Consider the following 15,800-nt stretch of genomic DNA (forward strand, 5'->3'; position numbering starts at 1 on the left):
CGGAGCCACGGCGTCCCGGCCACGGCCGCGGGACGCCCGCCCCGGCGTTCCGGTGTCGGTGCGGCGCCGGACTCTGCTCCCGCTCCACCGGGAGCCACAGTTCGGCGTCGGCCTCGGTCCCGTCCTGCGACGGTGTGGTGCGCAGGAGCTCGGGGCCGGGGCGACTGCGGTAGGGGTTCGACCGGAACCACTGGGTGAACACGTCCCGCCACAGGTACTGGATGGCCTGCGGGGCCGGACCCGAGGTTTGAACACCGCCCAGGTGCCGGCATCGACGGGCAGTGCGGTGGCGCCGTCGGGGGCCGCCGCGGAGGTGATCACGGCCTGGTAGTAGTCGAGTTCGGTGCCCTCCGCGCGGCTCGGGTCCAGGTCGTCGCAGACCGCGACGACGCCGTGCGGCTCCTGGTCGGACAGCTCTCTCCAGGTCCTCCAGGACCCGGTCCTCCAGGACCCGTGGTCCGGCCGCGGGGGATGTCCACGACGGCCTGGTTCGGGGCCCCGTGCACCAGGGGTACCCGGGCCTTGGGTCCGACCGGGGTGAAGGACGGCCGGTCGACGACGCGGTAGCGCATACTGCTGCTCCCTTCGATGGTGAGCCGGAAGGCCATCCTGGGCTGGGAGCGATCTCGGCGCCGGTGCGCCGGGCCTCGCCCGGTCCGACGCCGTGCATGGCGCGGAACGCCCGCGCGAACGCCTCGCCCGAGCCGTAGCCGTAGCCGTAGCCGTAGCCGTAAGCCCACCGCGATCTCCAGCAGCGTCTCGCGCCCGGCGAGGACCTCGGCGCCCGCCAGGGTGAGCCGGCGGCGCCTGATGTACTCGGACAGCGGTATGCCCGCCAGTGCCGAGACCATCCGGCGCAGGTGGTACTCCGAGGTGGCCGCGGTCCGGGCCGGTTCGGCGACGTCGCCGGTCCGGTCGAGATGCCGCTCGACGTGCTCCATGGCCTGGTTGAGCCGGTCCAGCAGGCCCGGTCTCCTGCCCCACGTACGGCCGTCACGCCAGGCGGGCGGCGAGCCGCCGGACCCGACATCCTGTGCCCCCGCGGATCGGGTGCGGCGCGGGCCGGTCAGCCGCCGAGCGCGGCGAGGACGACCTGCTGGGCCTCCTCCTGGACCCGGTGGAGGTGGTCGGGACCGTGGAACGACTCGGCGTACACCTTGTAGACGTCCTCGGTGCCCGAGGGGCGGGCCGCGAACCAGGCGTTCTCGGTGGTGACCTTGATGCCGCCGATGGCGGCGCCGTTGCCCGGCGCCTCGCTGAGAACGGCCGTGACCGCCTCCCCCGCCAGCGTGTCCGCGGTGACCTGGGCGGGGGACAGCCTGGCCAGCCGGGCCTTCTCCTCGCGGGTGGCGGGTGCGTCGGTACGGGCGTACGCCGGGGAGCCGAACCGCTCGGTGAGCGCGGCGTAGTGCTCGGAGGGGGTGCGGCCGGTGACGGCGGTGATCTCCGAGGCGAGCAGGGCCAGGACGATGCCGTCCTTGTCGGTGGTCCACACCGAGCCGTCCCGGCGCAGGAACGACGCCCCCGCGGACTCCTCACCGCCGAAGCCGAGCGAGCCGTCGGCCAGCCCGTCGACGAACCATTTGAACCCGACGGGCACCTCGACCAGCCGGCGGCCGAGTCCGGCGGCGACCCGGTCGATCATGCCGGAGGAGACCAGTGTCTTGCCCACGGCCGCTCCGGCGGGCCAGTCGGCGCGCTGGGCGTAGAGGTAGGAGATGGCGGCGGCGAGGTAGTGGTTGGGGTTCATCAGGCCCGCGTCGGGGGTGACGATGCCGTGCCGGTCGGCGTCGGCGTCGTTGCCCGTGGCGATGTCGAAGCGGTCGCGCTGGGCGATGAGGGAGGCCATCGCGTGCGGCGACGAGCAGTCCATACGGATCCTGCCGTCCCAGTCCAGCGTCATGAACCGCCAGGTCGGATCGGTGAGCGGATTGACCACCGTCAGGTCGAGGCGGTGCTGCTCGGCGATGCGGCCCCAGTAGGCGGCGGACGCCCCGCCCAGCGGATCGGCGCCGATGCGCACCCCGGCCGCCCGGACCGCGTCGAGGTCCAGGACGCCGGGCAGGTCCGAGACATAGCGGTCGAGGAAGTCGTACCGCCCGGTGCCGGGCGAGGCGAGCGCGCGGGCGTACGGGACCCGCCGCACGTCCTTCAGACCGGCCGCGATGATGTCGTTGGCCCGGTCCTGGATCCAGGAGGTGGCCTCGGAGCCGGCCGGGCCGCCGCTGGGCGGGTTGTACTTGAAGCCGCCGTCGGCGGGCGGGTTGTGCGAGGGGGTGACCACCACGCCGTCGGCGAGGCCGGAAGCGCGGCCCCGGTTGTGGGTGAGGACGGCGTGCGAGACCGCCGGGGTGGGGGTGTGGCCGTCGGCGGTGTCGATCAGCACGGTCACGTCGTTGGCGGCGAAGACCTCCAGGGCGGTGGTCCGGGCGGGCTCGGACAGGGCGTGGGTGTCCGCGCCGAGGAAGAGCGGCCCGTCGGTGCCCTGTGCCTTGCGGTACTCGCAGATGGCCTGGCTGGTCGCGGCGATGTGGTCGTCGTTGAAGGCCGCCGCCAGGGACGATCCGCGGTGGCCGGATGTGCCGAACGCCACTCGCTGCCCCGGCTCGGCCGGGTCGGGGTGCAGCGCGTAGTACGCCGTCACCAGCCGGGCGACGTCGATCAGGTCCTCGGCTCCGGCCGGCTTGCCGGCGCGGTCGTGTCGCATGGGCCAGCTCCTCCTCGTCGGTGGTCCAGGTGGCTCGCGGTCCCATCTTCCCCTGTGCCCACCGGGGGTGTGACCACCGCCCCGCGGGGCCGGGGCGGGCGGCATAGGGTGGGCGTGTGACCGAGGTCGAGGTGGTGCAGCTGCTGGTCTCGGCCGTGCACCGGCTGGCCGGAAGGCCCGCGGACGGGCCGGCGCCCGGCCCCGCCGACGAGCGGGTGGCGCGGGTCGAGGTGCGGGCCGGTCTCGGACTGGTGGGCGACCGGTACTTCGGGCGGGCGGCCCACCGCGACGCGGCGGTGACCGTGATGGCCGTGGAGCGGCTGCCGGTGGACATCGCCCCGGACGCCGATCTGCGGCACACGCGTCGCAACGTGCTGCTGCGCGGTGTCGACATCGACGCGCACATCGGCGCGACGGTCGCCCTCGACTGCGGTCACGGTCCGGTGCTGCTCGCGGTGAACCGTCCCGCCCGTCCCTGTGCGTGGATGGACGTCACGGTCGGTCCGGGCGCGCAGCGTGCGCTGCGCGGCGGGGGCGGGGTGCGGTGCACGCCGCTGAGCGACGGGGTGCTCGCGGTCGGCCCGGCGACCTTCCGGGTGGTCGGGCAGGGGTACGCGGGCTCGGGCACGTCGGACTGACAGTGCCCGCGACGGCGGCCCCGGGCGCGGACGGGCGACTTCCGGGTCGGTGACTGCCGGGGCGCCGGCTTCCGGGCCGACGGCTTCCACAACGGGGAGCAGGCCGACAGCCAACGGGCCGCAGTGGCCGCGTGACGGTGTCCGGAGGGGTGCGGCGGCGCCAGGACGGGCGGGTTCGGGCACGTCGGGCCTGCGGGGGCCCGGGGGCGAGGCGGTGGCTCGCGGGGTGGGGAGGCGGGCGGCCGTGGTCGGGGTGACCGTGTCCGGTGTTGCGGTGGAGGGGGTCTTCCCGGGTGGGCCGCCGGAATCAGGGCGCCGGTGCCGCGAGGGGCCGGTGCGGTGCGGCCGGGCCCGGGGGCTCCAGCAGATCACGGTAGGCGGGGGACTGCCGGGCCACCTCCCAGTACGCCTCCTCCAGTGCCGGGTAGACCGCGTCCAGTTCGGCACGGGTTCGGGCGGCCAGCAGCAGGCGTACGCCGAGCGGGTCGCCGTGGATGCGGCGGACGGCGGTGTCGGGGCGGGACTGGGAACTGGGCTGGCAGACGGTCACCACGTCACCGGTGGCCACCAGGGAGGCGGCGGTGTGGTAGTCGCCGTGCAGGACCCGCGGGTCCAGGCCGGCCGTGCGCAGCATGCGGTGGACGCCGTCCCACTCGCCGTCCACCGTGGGGTCGACCATCCAGCGGTCGGCGGCCAGGTCGCGGAGGTGGACGACCTGCCGGGCGGCTGCCGGGTGGGCGGCGGGCACCATCACGAACTGCGGCTCCCGCTCGACCAGGACGCGCAGCCGCAGCCCCTCGGGGACCCGCAGCGGACAGCCCTCGACCTCGTGCACGAAGGCGATGTCGAGCTGCCCGGCGGCGACTCCGCGCAGCAGCGCGTTCGCGGAGACGTCCATCTGCAGCGTCGGTTCCCGGCCCGGGCGCCGGAGCCGGCGCAGCCAGCCGGCCAGCGCGCGGCTGGCGGTGGAGCCGATGCGCAGCCGGCTGCCGCCGCCGGCCGCAGCGGCCCGCGCCTCGCGGACGAGGGCGCGCATGTCGGCCAGCAGCGGGCGGGCCCGGCCCACCACGGTCCTGCCGAGCGGGGTGGGCCGGCAGCCGGTACGCTCGCGGACGAACAGCGGGCCGCCCAGGGCCTGTTCGATCCGCACCAGCTGAGTGCTCAACGTGGGTTGTGCGACGCCCAGTTGGCGTGCCGCGCGGTGCAGGCTCCCGGCGTCGGCGATGGCGCACAGCGCGCGCAGATGCCTCACCTCGAGCTCCATGCGGGGAGCGTAGAGCGGAACGCGGGACGACGCCAGGTGAACAAAAGGCTGCGGAACAGGGCGAGTTCAAGCACTTTGGTCGGGGCTTTCACGCCGCGGCGATAGCCCCGGTCTATCGCCGGTTGCCATCATCACAGCACAGGGGCACGGACCGCAGACTCGCCGGTGACGACTTCTCCCCCACACCCAAGGAGTCATCGATGCGACTGTCCCTGCCCATGCTGTCCGCCGTAGTCGGACTCGGACTGACCGCCACCGCCCTCGGCGCGGGCCCGACGGCGACGGCGGCTGCTCCCCAGCCCGAGTCCGCTCCCCGGCACCAGGGCACGTACGCCGCCTACCAGCCGTCGGCCGACCCGTCGGGTCAGGAGGCCCAGGACACCCGTGCGTTCTTCGAGGCGGTGCTGGAATCCGTCGCGGAGAAGCGCGCCGCGGCCCCGGACTCCGCGGCGGCCGTCACCGTGTACTACAGCACCGCGGGCGCGCCCAGCTTCCGCACCCAGATAGCCCGCAGCACCCAGATCTGGAACAGCTCGGTGTCGAACGTGCGGCTGCAGGAGTCGAGCTCGGGTGCCGACTTCAGGTACTACCAGGGCAACGACCCGCGCGGCTCGTACGCGTCCACCGACGGCCACGGCAACGGCTACATCTTCCTCGACCACCGGCAGAACCAGGTGTACGACTCGACCCGGGTCACCGCGCACGAGACCGGTCATGTGCTCGGCCTGCCGGATCACTACTCGGGTCCGTGCAGCGAGCTGATGTCGGGCGGCGGCCCCGGTCCGTCCTGCACCAATCCCTACCCGGACGCGCGCGAGCGCGCCCGGGTGAACCAGCTGTGGGCCCACGGCTTCGCCCAGGCCCTGGACAAGGCGCTGCAGAAGTCCGCACAGCGCTAGCGCACACACGCACCGCCCCCGGGTGCGGTGGTCGCCGCGACGGCGGCCACCGTCCGGGGGTCAGGCGGCGCTCGTCCTCTTCGGGCGCCGTCCGCCGCCGACCAGGGCGTCCACGAGTTCGTCACGGCTCATCCTCGAGCGGCCGGGGACGTCCTGCCGGGAGGCGCGCTCGTACAGCTCCGTCTTGCTCAGCCGCCGCAGTTCGTCCCGGTCGGCGCCCCTCCGCCGGCCCGTCCGCTTCCCCGGCCGTTCCCCGCCCCGTCCGGCTGACCTCCCGCGGCCCTTGCCACGGCTCCTGACGCGGGCCTCGTCGAGGCTGCCCTCCAGGACGGCCATCAGGTCGACCACCTCGGTGGCGCTCGGGGGTTCCCCGGCCGCCGCGATCTCCTTGCCCCCGGCCTTGTCCCGCACCATCTCGCGGACCTTCTCCTGGTAGGTGTCGTGGTACCGGCCGGGCTCCCAGGGGCCGCTCATCGCATCGATCAGCTGCACCGCCATGGTGCGTTCCTTCCCGCGTCCGGCGCGCCGCCCGGGCAGGTCCGGCAGCTCCGCGGCCGGGTCGCGCACCTCGTCCGCCCAGTGCAGCGTCTGCAGGACCAGCAGCCGGTCCTCGGCCCGGAGCGCGGTGAGGTACTGCCTGCCGCGCATGACGAGCGTGGCGATGCCGGCCCTGCCGGTCTCCGCGAGCGCGGCGCGCAGCAGCTCGTACACCTTCCCGTACTCCTGGCCGCGGGGGGCGACGTAGTAGGTGCGGTCGAAGTACACCGGCTCGATGTCGGCGAGGTCGACGAAGTCGGTGATCTCGACGGTCCGGGAGCGGCCCGGCGCGACCGCGTCGAGTTCGTCGGGCTCCACGACGACGTACTCGCCCTCGGCGAGCTCGTAGCCCTTGACGATGTCCTGGGAGGACACCTCCTTGCCGGTGCGTTCGTTGACGCGCCGGTTGCGGATCCGGTCGGCGGTGCCGCGCTGCAACTGGTGGAAGCGGACGCTGTGGTCCTCCGTCGCGGTGAACAGGCCGACCGGCACGCTGACCAGTCCGAAGCTGATCACGCCGGTCCACATCGCGCGTGCCATGGCCGTCCACTCCTCGTGCGCTCGGGGCTGCCGAGTGATCCACACGGTATCCCCGGCCCGCGGTGATCGCCCGTCCGCGGCGTCCGCGGGCTATCCGTCGCGCCGGGTCAGGCGCTCGACCTCCCGTTCCGCCGCGCGGGCCGCACGTTCGGCGGTGGTGAGGGCTTCCCGGGCCGCCCGGTCGCGTTCCTCGGCCCCCCGGCGCTCCCGGTCGGCCCGGGTGAGATCCTCGCGGGCCAGACGCAGCCGCTGCTCCGCGTCGGTCACCGCCTGTTCGGCCTCGGCCCGGTGCTCGCGGGCCGCCTGCAGGCCCGCCTGCGCGGCGGCCCGTTCGGTCCGCCGCGCGTCGAGCAGGCCGGCGGCGGTCCCGGCCGCTGCCCGGGCCTGTTCGAGCCGCTCGCGCCGTTTGCGGCGCTGTTCGGCGAGCTGGTCCTTCGGCGGGGGTGCGGTGGTGCGACGGGCCGGTACGGGCGCCGGCCTCCGGGGCTCGACGGCGGTGGTGCCGGGGAAGGCCGAGGGCGGGGTCAGGGCGCCCGTCAGCCGGCCGGTGGCCCACCGGTCGGCCGCGTGCCGGTCGGCGAGCACGGCCTGCAGGGTGGTCTCGACGTCCTGGCGGACGGCGGCCGAGAGCGGCTGGCCGGCCTCCTCCGCCAGCCGGGCGGCCTGGGCCGTCAGCGCGGCGACGATGCGCCGTTGCGCGGACAGCGACTTCAGCTCGCCGGCGTCCAGAGTGCGGTAGGCCTCGCGCAGCGACTCTCCGAGCTCCAGCAGCCGCCCGGCCTCCTCCGGCCGGTCCCGCAGCAGCAGGTTCGCCGCCCATGCGGCGAGGGTGGGCCGGCGGGCCGCGTGGATCCGCCGTGCGTCCTCGGCACGGCCCGCCGTCCTGGCGGCTGCGGCCAGTTCCTCGCGGCGGGGGACGAAGCCGGGCGGCGGCGTGGTGTAGAGCTCGTCGAGCATCGCCTCCACGTCCGGTGCGGCGCCGCCGCGCCGGGTGCCCTTGCCCTGCATGCCCCTCAGACTCCTCCGCCCGGGTCCGCCCCGCACCCCGGCGACGCGGCCGGCGCCGGTCACCGTCACCCGCCCCCGTGGTGCTGCCGCGGCCCGGGTACCGCACATGGCCGACCGGCACACCGTCCGCAGCGCGCGGGCCGCCGGGCCTCGGGCTACGTTGGTGCAACCGGCCCGGGGCCGCCGCACCCGCGTCCAGGAGCCGTCCCGAGGACCGCCCCGAGGAGCGCATCCGTGACCCGGTTCCCGCCCAGGCTCCGCACCCTGTGGGCCCGGCTGGCCGGCACCGCGCTGGTCCGGCACGGGCGTGACCTGGAGCTGATGCACCGGGCGATGGGGTTCGCCACGCTCGCGCTGGTCACCCTGGCCCCGCTGCTGATCGTGGTGGCCGCAGCCGATCCGCTCGGCCGCGGCGGCTTCGCGTCCTGGCTGGCCGACGGCATGGGGCTGTCGGGCCGGTCGGCGCAGGTGCTGACCGACATCATCAGCCCGCCGCCCGAGGTGATCGGAACGACCAGTGTGTGGGGCGGTCTGGCACTGGCCGTGTTCGGCGTGGCGTTCGCGGCGAGCGTGCAGAACGGCTACGAGCGGATCTGGGGGCTGCCCTCGGGCCCGTGGCACCGGGTCTGGCGTCAGCTGACCTGGGTGGCGGCGCTGACCGCCTATCTCTACCAGGAGGTGCAGACCCGCACCGCGCTGCACGGATCGCTGCGGATCCTGCTGTCCACGGTGACCGGCCTGCTGTTCTTCTGGTGGGCGCAGCACTTCCTGCTGGGGGGTCAGGTCCGCTGGCTCGACCTGCTGCCGGGGGCGCTGGCCACCATGGCGGGCCTGGCGGGGCTGCGCGGCTTCTCCCACCTGGTGTTCACGCCGCTCATCCTCGACAACGCGATCAGCTACGGCGCCGTCGGCATCGTACTGGTGGTGGAGTCGTGGTTCATCGGGGTCGGGTTCGTGGTGTACGGCGGTGCCCTGGTCGGGTGCTGGTTCTGCGAGCACCACTGGTGGCCCCGCGGCTCCCGGGCCGCCTGAGCCCCCGCGACGCCCCGTCCCGTCGGGGTGCGGCGGAAGCCCAACTCCCGTGGCCCGGCCCGCACATGACACCGTACGATGATCGGGAACCGCACGGAGGACCCGACCGCCCGCCGACGCTGGAGCCTGCCATGACGACGGACCCTTCCCGGCCGCCCGTGATCGACACCAGCAGGGCGCATCCGGCGCGGGTGTACGACTGGCTGCTGGGCGGCAAGGACAACTACCCGGTCGACGAGGCGGTCGGCGAGAAGCTGCCGCCCGAGGCGCGGACGGGGGCCCGGCAGAACCGCGCGTTCATGCACCGTGCCGCGGCCCATCTGGCCGCGTGCGGGGTCGACCAGTTCCTGGACATCGGGGCGGGCATCCCGACCGAGCCCAATCTGCACCAGATCGTCCAGCGGACCGTTCCGGCGGCCCGGGTGGTCTACGCCGACAACGACCCGATCGTGCTGCGGCACGCGGAGGCGCTGCTCGTCAGTCATCCGGACGGCGCGACCGACTACGTCCACGCCGACGTGCGCGAGCCGGAGGCGATCGTGCGGCACGCCGGACAGGTGCTGGACCTCGGCCGGCCGGTCGCGCTGTCGCTGATCGCCCTGCTGCACTTCGTGCCGGACGAGCAGGACGCCCACGGCATCGTCCGGGAACTGGTCGGTGCGCTGGCGCCGGGCAGCCATCTGGTGCTGACGCACGCCACGGCCGACCTGTTCCCGGACCTGGCGGAGCAGGCCGTCACGCAGTACGCACGGGCCGGCATCCACCTGGCCTTCCGCAGCCGGGCCGAGGTGGCCCGCTTCTTCGACGGGCTGGAACTGCTGCCGCCCGGGCTGGTCACGACGACCGAGTGGCACGCCCCGGACCAGCAGCCGCCCGCCCCGGACGACAGCGGCATCTACGCGGCGGTGGCCCGCATCCCCTGACCGTCCCGGGCGCGATCGACGTGACGCGCGGCACAGCGGCCCACTCTCACCAGGGGATTTTAGGTTAGGCTAACCTTCGTCGCGTGAGATCTGGTGAAGAAGGGGCCGGGGCCTCCCGTCTGCGCGGTCATGAGCTGTCGGCCACGGATGTGACCGTGGCCTACGACGGCAGCGACGTCGTGCACGGCGCGGCGGTCGAACTGCGCCCCGGCGAAGTGACGGTCCTGGTCGGGCCGAACGGCAGCGGCAAGTCGACCCTCCTGCGGGCCGTGGCGCGGCTGCAGCGGGCCCGCGGTGCCGCGCTCAGGATCGACGGGGACACCGACGGGCTGGCCCTGACCGCCCGTGAGTTCTCCCGGTGTGTCGCCCTGCTGACGCAGGGACGGCCGACGCCCGGCGGGCTGACCGTCCGGGACGTCGTCGAGTTCGGCCGCTACCCGTACCGGGGCCGCTGGGGCCGACCCGATCCGCACGGCCCGGAAGCGGTCGACCGGGCGCTGGCGCTGACCGGCGTCACGGACCTCGCCGACCGCGCCGCGGACCACCTCTCCGGCGGCCAGCTGCAGCGGGTGTGGCTCGCGAGCTGCCTCGCCCAGGAGACCGGGGTCCTGCTCCTCGACGAGCCGACCAACCACCTGGATCTCCGCTACCAGATCGAACTCCTCGACCTCGTCCGCGATCTGGCGGACGTGCACGGCATCGCCGTCGGTGTCGTGCTGCACGACCTCGACCAGGCCGCTGCCGTCGCCGACCGGATCACGCTGCTCGAAGCGGGACGGATCGTCACCGACGGCCGCCCCGAGGACGTGCTCACCGCGGAACGCCTCACCGCCGTCTACGGCATCCGCATCGAGGTCGACACCGACCCCCTCACCGACCGGCTGCGCACCCGCGCGATCGGCCGCCATCACATACGACCCGAAAGGCTCGGCACCACCTCATGAGACGCCTCCTGCTCACCGCCGCGACCGCCACCGCCGCGGCACTCACCCTGGCCGGCTGCGGCACCACCGAACCCGCCGCCGACAACAGCTCCGACAGCTCGAAGAAGCCCGCCGAGGCCATCACCCTCACCGACGGCGCGGGCAAGGAGGTCAAGCTCGACGGACCGGCCACCAAGGTGGTCGCGACCGAGTGGAACGTCGTCGAGAGCCTGATCACGCTCGGGATCGACCCGGTCGGCGTAGCGGACGTCAAGGGCTACAAGACCTGGGACACCGCCGTCCCGCTGAAGAACGACCCCAAGGACATCGGCACCCGCGGCGAGCCGAGCATGGACACCATCGCCTCGCTCGCCCCGGACCTCATCGTCGCCACCGACGACCTGCCGCCCGCCGCCGTGAAGCAGCTGCGCGAGGTCGCCCCGGTCCTGGAGGTGAAGTCCGCCGTCGCCTCCGACCAGATCGGGCAGATGTTCACCAACCTCGACCTCATCGCGAAGGCCACCGGCACCACGGACAAGGCCGAGAAGGCCCGCGAGGGCTTCGAGGCGAAGGTCGCCGAGGGCAGGAAGGCGCTGGCCGACGCCGGGCTGGCCGGTGCGCAGTACGCCTTCGCCGACGGCTACGTCGTCTCCAACCAGGTCTCCATCCGCCCGTACACCAGCGGCTCCCTGATCGGCGCCGTCAACGAGGAGCTCGGTCTGAAGAACTCCTGGACGGTCGAGGGCGACGCCGCCTACGGGCTGGCCTCCACCGACGTCGAGGGCCTCACCGACCTGCCGAAGGACGTGCGGTTCGCCTACATCGGCAACGACGGCGACAAGAACAGCAACCCGTTCACCGGCGCCCTGGCGGAGAACTCCGTCTGGAAGAACCTGCCGTTCGTGAAGGCCGGCGAGGTGCACCGGCTGCCCGACGGCGTCTGGATGTTCGGCGGTCCGGAGTCGATGGAGGCGTACGTCGACGCCGCCGTCGACGCGCTGACGAAGTAGCGAGGCCATGGCCGTCACCGCGACCAGGCCCGCCCCCCGCCCGTCGGCGGTCACGACCCGGTCGGGCACGGCCGCGGTGACGGCCGGGCTGGTGCTGCTCGTCGCCGTCCTGGCCGTCGTCGACATCACCCAGGGCACCGCCGCCGTCGGCCCGGCCGAGGTGTGGAAGGCACTGACCGGGCAGGCCGATCCGGCCGACTCCTCCGTCGTGATCGCCTCCCGGCTGCCGCGGATGACCGCCGGCATCCTGGTCGGCGTCGTCCTCGGCGCGGCCGGCGCCGTCCTGCAGGCGGTCAGCCGCAACGTACTGGCCTCCCCCGACACCCTGGCGGTGAACGCCGGCTCCTATCTGGCGCTCGGCATAGTCGCCGCGACGGGCGTGTCGCTGCCCGTGCTCGCCTCCTCCGGGGTGGCCTTCGCGGGCGGGGCCGCGGCGGCGGCCGTCGTCCTCGGGCTGTCCGGGCTCGGCACCGGCACCGTCCGGCTGGTCCTGGCCGGCACCGCGCTGATGCTGGGCCTGAACTCGGTGACCGAGGGCCTGCTGCTGCTCTTCCCCGAGGAGACGCAGGGGCTGTACCAGTGGCACCAGGGCAGCATCGGCCAGAACGGCTTCGAGGGCGTCCTGTGGATGCTGCCGCTGGCGCTGACCGGGCTGACGGGGCTGCTGCTGACGGGCCGCCGGGTGGACGCGCTCGCCCTGGGCGACGACGCCGCGCGGGGGCTCGGCGTCCCGGTGCGGACCACCCGGGTCACGGTGGTCCTGCTGGCCGCGCTGCTGTCCGCGGCGGCCGTCACCCTGGCCGGGCCCATCGGGTTCGTGGGTCTGTGCGCGCCCGCCCTGGTGCGCCCGCTCGCCCGCCGGTTCCGCGGCTTCGCACGGTCGAGGGTGGTCCTGCCCGCGGCCGGTCTGACCGGGGCGGCGCTGGTGCTCGGCTCGGACGTGCTGCTGCGGGCGCTCGTCCCGTCGGACACCGCGGTCGCCGTGCCCACGGGCGTCGTCACCAGCCTGGTCGGCGCCGCGTTCCTGGTCGTGATGGCCGTGCGGCTGCGCGACACGGCCGGGGTCCCGGCGCCGGACCGGCTGCGGATCCCGGGCCGGGCGGCGTTCGTGGCCACCGTCGCCGTGCTGGTGGCCGCGCTCGTCGGCATCGTGATCGCCGCGGTACTGGTCGGCGACACCAAGCTGCTGCTCGGCGATGTCGTCAACTGGGCGCGGGGGCAGGCCGGGCAGACCGTCTCGTTCGTCCTGGACACCCGGGTGCCGCGGGTGCTGGCGGCGCTGTGCGCCGGTGCGGCGCTCGCGCTGGCGGGCACGCTGGTGCAGGCGGTGACCCGCAATCCGCTGGCCGAGCCCAGCGTGCTGGGCGTGTCCGGGGGTGCGGCGCTCGGTGCCGTGATCCTGGTGACGACCGTGCCGGTGGCCGCGACCTGGAGCGTGGCCGGAGCGGCCTTCGGGGGCGCCGGGGTGGCCGCGGTGCTGGTCTTCGGGCTGGCCGCCCGCGGCGGCTTCCGGCAGAACCGGCTGGTCCTGGTCGGCATCGGGGTCGCCGCCGCGTCCACGGCCCTGATCAGCCTGCTCATCGTGCTCACCGACCCGTTCAACGCGACCAAGGCCCTGACCTGGCTGTCCGGTTCCACCTACGGGCGGAGGACGCCCGATGTGCTGCCGGTCGCGCTGGTGCTTGCGGTGGGGGTCGCCGTTGCGGTGGCCCGGCGCACCGAGCTGGACCTGGTCTCCCTCGACGAGGACACGCCCCGGCTGCTGGGACTGCGGCTGGGCGCGGGCCGGCTCGGCTTCCTGGTGCTGAGCGTGCTGCTCAGCGCGACGGCGGTGGCCTGCGCGGGCACCATCGGCTTCGTCGGGCTCGTGGCTCCGCACGCGGCACGGGCACTGGTGGGCCGGCGGCATGTGCGGGTCGTCCCGGTCGCGCTCCTGCTGGGCGCCACGCTGGTGTGCACGGCCGATCTGCTGGGCCGTACGGTGATCGCCCCGGCACAGCTGGGGGCCGGTCTGATGACCGCGGTGATCGGGACGCCGTACTTCCTGTACCTGCTGGTCCGCACCCGGCGATAGCCCCACGCGGCCGGCGGAAAACCGGGTGACGGCGCTCGCGTGTCCCTTCTACGGTGCGGCCATGGAGGGACACGCCGCCGCAGGTGGCCATCGGGAGCTGCTCAACGTCATCGACGTGGAGGCCACCTGCTGGGCGGGGCAGCCGCCGCCGGGCTCGGTGAGCGAGATCATCGAGATCGGGCTGGCCGTCGTCGACGTGACGGCCCGTGAGCGGGTGGCCCGGCATCGCATCCTGGTGCGGCCGGACCGGTCGGCGGTCAGCTCCTTCTGCACCGAGCTCACCGGCATCACCGCCCGGGAGGCCGGCTCCGGCGTCGGCTTCGCCGAGGCCTGCCGGGTCCTGGCCCGCGAGCACGACGCCGGCGCGCGGCCGTGGGCGAGCTGGGTGGACTACGACCGGCGGCAGTTCGTGCGCCAGTGCCGGGCCACGGGCGTGGCGGTGCCGTTCGGGCATGCGCCGGAGCGGTCGCACACCAATGCCAAGGCGGTGTTCACCGAGGCGTACGGACTGCCGCGCCGGCCGGGCATGGCGCAGGCGCTGGAGATCGCCGGGCTGCCGCTGCAGGGGCGGCACCACCGCGGCGTGGACGACGCCTGGAACGTCGCGGCGCTGGTGCTGGACCTGATGGAGCGGGGCGCCTGGCCGCAGGAGCGGTCGGACTGACCGCTCAGGGCGGAGGAGCCGCCCGTTCCCATGCCTCGTACGGTGGCGCCTGTTAGACGGAGCGTCAAGTTACTGAACCGTAACCATCATGACGCTACCTCGGGTAACTCCTGTCCGGTTACCGTCCCGTAACCCCACAGGAGCAGCGCGAACCACCCCACCGGACCGTGGACGACGGTCCGCCTTCCTCCCCAGGAGGTCCCGCCATGCCCGTACGCCCGCGTCTGCTCGCCACGGCTGTCGCCGCGGTGCTCGCCGTCGGCGCCCAGGCCGTTCCCGCAGCCGCCTCCGACGGAACGGCCACCGAGGTCTCCCGCGGTGTCGAGATCCCGGCCTTCTACACCCCGCCCGCCACGCTGCCCGCGGCCGACGGTGCGCTCGTCCGCACGGAACCGCTGCGCCTCGCGCTGAGCCTGCCCGGCCTCGACGGACCGCTGCCGGGCCGGGCGACCCGGCTGATGTACAAGTCGACGGACGCGAACGGCGGTCCGGTCGCGGTGACCGGCGCCTATCTGGAGCCGGCCGCGCGGTGGCGCGGCGACGGACCGCGCCCGCTGGTCGCGGTCGCCCCGGGCACGATGGGCCAGGGCGACCAGTGCGCCGCCTCGCTGGGACTGGAGCGTCCGCTGCTGTTCAACGGCAAGACGGTGTCGGTCGGTTACGAGGACCTGGTGATCCACCGGCTGCTGGCCCGCGGCATCGCGGTCGTCGTCACCGACTACGCCGGCCTCGGCACCACCGACCGGCTGCACACGTACGTCAACCGCGTCGACGGCGCCCACGCGGTGCTGGACGCCGTGCGCGCCGCCCGGGCGCTGGAGCAGGCGTCCGTCACCGACGCCTCCCCGGTGGGGCTCTTCGGTTACAGCCAGGGCGGCGGTGCGACGGCCGCCGCGGCCGAGCTCCAGCCGTCCTACGCCCCCGACGTCCGGCTGGCGGGCACCTATGCCGGCGCCCCGCCCGCCGATCTGACCGAGGTCACCAAGGCGATCGACGGCAGCGACCTGGCCGGCGCGCTGGGCTGGTCGCTCAACGGCTTCCTGCAGACGGACCCGGCCCTGCGCCCGGTCGCCGACCGGTATCTCAACCAGGCCGGCCGCGAGGCGCTGCAGGACCTGTCCACCATGTGCGTCGCCGACGCACTGTTCTCCTACCGCTCGACGCGCAGCACGGACTGGACCACCACCGGACAGTCGGTGACCGAGATCATCCGCTCCGAACCGGCGCTGCAGTCCTTCCTCGACCGGCAGCGCATCGGCGACCGGAAGCCCGCGAGCCCCGTGCGGGTGGCCACCGGGGTGGCCGACGACCTGGTCCCGCACGCCCAGTCCCGCCGGCTGGCCGTCGACTGGTGCCGCAAGGGCGCCCGGGTGACCTACGACGCGGTGCTCGTCCCGAGCGTCGGCAACGGACTGCTCAACCACTTCGCCCCGCTCCTGGCCGACCAGGGCGAGGCCCTGGACTGGCTCACCGACCGTCTCACCGGGAAGCGCGCCGGATCCAACTGCTGGACGATGCCCTTCCAGCCCTGACCGGACGCCCCGCCGACGCCGGCCGCTCCTTCACCACCCCACAGGACGG

13 protein-coding genes and 1 pseudogene are annotated in these 15,800 nt (G+C 74.4%); 9 read left to right on the forward strand and 5 right to left on the reverse strand.

Annotation, left to right across the window (positions count from 1 at the left end; genetic code table 11):
• Positions 1 to 73: 73 nt before the first annotated feature.
• Together V5O46_RS28010 and pgm are read right to left on the reverse strand one after the other, a co-directional pair.
• Positions 74 to 965: pseudogene (locus V5O46_RS28010) on the reverse strand (AraC family transcriptional regulator); the annotation flags it as partial.
• Between the two features lie 101 nt (positions 966 to 1,066).
• Entirely contained in the window at positions 1,067 to 2,707 is a 1,641-nt protein-coding gene (gene pgm, locus V5O46_RS28015) for a phosphoglucomutase (alpha-D-glucose-1,6-bisphosphate-dependent) (RefSeq protein WP_332887499.1), read from the reverse strand.
• A 116-nt stretch (positions 2,708 to 2,823) separates the two neighbouring features.
• On the opposite strand from pgm, the gene V5O46_RS28020 reads away from it, so the two are divergent.
• Positions 2,824 to 3,345, forward strand: a complete 522-nt coding sequence (locus V5O46_RS28020) for a molybdenum cofactor biosysynthesis protein (RefSeq protein WP_332887500.1) — start codon at positions 2,824 to 2,826, stop codon at positions 3,343 to 3,345.
• A gap of 307 nt (positions 3,346 to 3,652) precedes the next feature.
• On the opposite strand, the gene V5O46_RS28025 is transcribed toward V5O46_RS28020, so the two are convergent.
• Positions 3,653 to 4,609: a LysR family transcriptional regulator gene (locus tag V5O46_RS28025; RefSeq protein WP_332887501.1), complete on the reverse strand. Its 957-nt coding sequence runs from the start codon at positions 4,607 to 4,609 to the stop codon at positions 3,653 to 3,655.
• Between the two features lie 200 nt (positions 4,610 to 4,809).
• On the opposite strand from V5O46_RS28025, the gene snpA reads away from it, so the two are divergent.
• Complete coding sequence (gene snpA / locus V5O46_RS28030) at positions 4,810 to 5,508, forward strand: snapalysin (RefSeq protein ID WP_332887502.1); 699 nt, start codon at positions 4,810 to 4,812, stop codon at positions 5,506 to 5,508.
• A 60-nt stretch (positions 5,509 to 5,568) separates the two neighbouring features.
• On the opposite strand, the gene ku is transcribed toward snpA, so the two are convergent.
• Entirely contained in the window at positions 5,569 to 6,585 is a 1,017-nt protein-coding gene (gene ku / locus V5O46_RS28035) for a non-homologous end joining protein Ku (protein ID WP_332887503.1), read from the reverse strand.
• A gap of 90 nt (positions 6,586 to 6,675) precedes the next feature.
• Entirely contained in the window at positions 6,676 to 7,593 is a 918-nt protein-coding gene (locus V5O46_RS28040) for a hypothetical protein (RefSeq protein WP_332887504.1), read from the reverse strand.
• A gap of 234 nt (positions 7,594 to 7,827) precedes the next feature.
• Between V5O46_RS28040 and V5O46_RS28045 the strand changes: the two genes are divergently transcribed.
• From V5O46_RS28045 to V5O46_RS28075, 7 genes are all read left to right on the forward strand, one after another.
• The gene (locus V5O46_RS28045; protein WP_332887505.1) at positions 7,828 to 8,625 is read left to right on the forward strand and encodes a ribonuclease BN; all 798 of its coding nucleotides are present in this window, start codon (positions 7,828 to 7,830) and stop codon (positions 8,623 to 8,625) included.
• Positions 8,626 to 8,756: 131 nt separating this feature from the next.
• Entirely contained in the window at positions 8,757 to 9,548 is a 792-nt protein-coding gene (locus tag V5O46_RS28050) for an SAM-dependent methyltransferase (protein ID WP_332887506.1), read from the forward strand.
• Between the two features lie 83 nt (positions 9,549 to 9,631).
• The gene (locus V5O46_RS28055) at positions 9,632 to 10,492 is read left to right on the forward strand and encodes an ABC transporter ATP-binding protein (protein WP_332887507.1); all 861 of its coding nucleotides are present in this window, start codon (positions 9,632 to 9,634) and stop codon (positions 10,490 to 10,492) included.
• On the forward strand, positions 10,489 to 11,481 hold the full coding sequence (locus tag V5O46_RS28060) for an iron-siderophore ABC transporter substrate-binding protein (protein ID WP_332887508.1): 993 nt from the start codon (positions 10,489 to 10,491) through the stop codon (positions 11,479 to 11,481). Before V5O46_RS28055 ends, V5O46_RS28060 begins: the two co-directional genes overlap by 4 nt.
• Positions 11,482 to 11,488: 7 nt before the next feature.
• Positions 11,489 to 13,555 (forward strand): iron ABC transporter permease, encoded by a 2,067-nt coding sequence (locus V5O46_RS28065; protein WP_332887509.1) that lies wholly within the window; start codon positions 11,489 to 11,491, stop codon positions 13,553 to 13,555.
• A 61-nt stretch (positions 13,556 to 13,616) separates the two neighbouring features.
• Entirely contained in the window at positions 13,617 to 14,219 is a 603-nt protein-coding gene (locus V5O46_RS28070; RefSeq protein ID WP_332887510.1) for a 3'-5' exonuclease, read from the forward strand.
• Between the two features lie 206 nt (positions 14,220 to 14,425).
• Positions 14,426 to 15,751 (forward strand): lipase family protein, encoded by a 1,326-nt coding sequence (locus V5O46_RS28075; protein WP_332887511.1) that lies wholly within the window; start codon positions 14,426 to 14,428, stop codon positions 15,749 to 15,751.
• Positions 15,752 to 15,800 lie beyond the last annotated feature (49 nt).

This window comes from Streptomyces poriticola (assembly GCF_036689765.1).
Taxonomy (GTDB): domain Bacteria; phylum Actinomycetota; class Actinomycetes; order Streptomycetales; family Streptomycetaceae; genus Streptomyces; species Streptomyces poriticola.